Origin of the sequence: Clostridioides sp. ZZV15-6383, from assembly GCF_020657735.1 — a bacterium.
GTDB classification, from domain to species: domain Bacteria; phylum Bacillota; class Clostridia; order Peptostreptococcales; family Peptostreptococcaceae; genus Clostridioides; species Clostridioides difficile_D.
Map to the genome: position 1 here is coordinate 1 of NZ_JAGWCV010000114.1, position 2,365 is coordinate 2,365.

Annotated in this window: 3 protein-coding genes; all 3 read right to left on the reverse strand. The window is 28.1% G+C overall.

Annotation, left to right across the window (positions count from 1 at the left end):
* Positions 1-429 precede the first annotated feature (429 nt).
* Positions 430-1,473 (reverse strand): SPFH domain-containing protein, encoded by a 1,044-nt coding sequence (locus KGF42_RS18855; RefSeq protein ID WP_227826892.1) that lies wholly within the window; start codon positions 1,471-1,473, stop codon positions 430-432.
* A gap of 20 nt (positions 1,474-1,493) precedes the next feature.
* On the reverse strand, positions 1,494-1,940 hold the full coding sequence (locus KGF42_RS18860; protein ID WP_227823107.1) for an NfeD family protein: 447 nt from the start codon (positions 1,938-1,940) through the stop codon (positions 1,494-1,496).
* 282 nt (positions 1,941-2,222) lie between these two features.
* Positions 2,223-2,365: transposase (locus KGF42_RS18865; RefSeq protein ID WP_227826893.1), on the reverse strand; the 143-nt coding region annotated here is incomplete at its 5' end.

Sequence of the window (2,365 nt, forward strand, 5' to 3'; positions counted from 1 at the left end):
ATTTAATATTTGTGAAATAATTATCCAAAAACTTTTAAGTAATTACCAGTTAATTTTATTTTTACATTGATACTTCTTTGTCTATTATATAAACAATAAATAATAAACGTCTAACTTAATTGTTAGTTTTTTTCATATTAGCGTTGATATTTTTATAGATATATATGTTAATAATGCAAATAAATTAATTAAAACAATTTTCATTTGCTATATGTTTTATATAATATTATATAACACTTTTTATATTAGTAAAGAATAAATTGTATAAAAATTCTGTTAATTTATTTTTATAATATTATTTTTTAAATAAAAACAAAGAAGAAGACTTAAAAAGCTATAAGTCTTCTTCTTTTCAATGTGCATTTTTGTGCTATATTTAATTAATTCGACCTTTATTTTCCATATCCTTCCTATGATAACAAAACTCTTTTATTTTTTTAATGATTCATTACCACTTATAACTTCTTTTACATCAAGTATTTCTTTGTTATCATCACTCATAACTTCTTTTATACCTTTGAACGTTCCTAGGAAATTAACTGCTTCTGAAGGTAAAACCAGTTTTGTTGACTTGCCTTGAGCCATTTTCTCAAGTGCTTCCATAGATTTTAATGCTAAAATATTATTGTCAATGTCAGACTCTTTCATTGCAGAAAATACTAGTTTTAAACCTTCTGCTGTTGCCATTTGAGTTCTTTTTATCATTTCAGCTTCACCTTGTGCTTTAGCAATAGCTGTCTGTCTTATAGCTTCAGCTTCACCTTCTGCCACTAATATAGCAGACTCTTTTTCACCTTCCGCAACACGCACCATAGCTTCTTTTTTGGCTTCTGCTGTTAATATTGCTGATTGTTTTTCTCCTTCTGCTTGAAGGATTGCAGCTGATTTATTACCTTCTGCTTGAAGGATTGCTTCTCTTCTTTCTCTTTCTGCTCTCATTTGTTTTTCCATTGCAACTTGAATATCATGAGGTGGCATTATATTTTTTAACTCTACTCGATTTACTTTTATTCCCCACTTGTCTGTTGCTTCATCAAGAATAGTTCTCATTTTTACGTTTATTATATCTCTTGATGTTAATGTTTCATCTAAGTCAAGCTCCCCAATTATATTTCTTAGTGTTGTAGCTGTTAAATTTTCAATAGCAGCTATTGGATTTGCTATTTCAAACACATATCTAACTGGGTCTGTAACTTTATAATATACAACTGTGTCAATTTGCATAGTTACATTATCTTTAGTTATAACTGGTTGAGGTGGGAAATCTATTACAATTTCTCTCAAGTCAATTACATATGCCATTTTATCTAAAAATGGTATTAAGAAGTGTACACCTGTCTCAGCTACTTTCTGAAACTTACCAAGTCTCATTATTATACCTACTTTAGATTGTTTTATAACTCTTATGCAGGTTAAACTTATTGCTACGACTACTAATATTAATACAATAGTTAAAACAATTTTAGTACCCATACTATAAATCCTCCTTTATTCTATTGATTCGTCACACTAGTTGTAGCATTTATTTTTTTAACAACTAGTTTTACCCCTTCTATTTTTAATACTTCTACTGTAGAATCTTTTTCTATCTTTTCACCATCCATAGAAATAGCCGTCCATGTTTCATGTTCAACTACAACTAGACCTGTATTATTTGGAGAAATCTCTTCTGTAACAATACCTTTTTTAGATATCATAGCTTGTAAATTAGTATTAGACTTGTAACCTTTATCTTTTTTTACTATTTTTTTAGTAGCTACAACCAACATAGCTATAGAAATTGCTGCAAATATTAAAATTTGTAATAATATACTCTCTATAAAGCTACTTAAAAATATAAGTACTACAGCTCCTACACTAAACCATATCAGTGTTAAGCTTGGTGTCAACATTTCTGCTATTCCAAATAAGACTGCTACTATCAACCATATTAACTTCATACTATCTACCCTCTTTTCATATGAATTATAAAACCCTATATAAATATATGTTTATATAATGCTTTTGCACATAAATTTAAACTACAAATCAATAAAATAAACTAATTTAAGATTAATTTAATAGTATTATATCAACATACTTTGTTAAAGTTGTTACAAAGTAGTCTGAACCTCCCATGACTAAAGTCACAGTGTTCCTGCTTCACAGAATTTTGCATATTAAAATATGTCTTACTAATTCTCCACAGGCTATCCCCGTAGTTCCTACGGTTCTTACATAAGTTATTTATTTTGAAGCGTTATTAGTCTTAATCCTTCTTTTAATATATTTATACTTGCATTTATATCTCTATCGTGAGTTTCATTACAACTAGGACAAATCCATTCTCTTATATTTAAGTCCTTAACTTCCTCGTTTTTATACC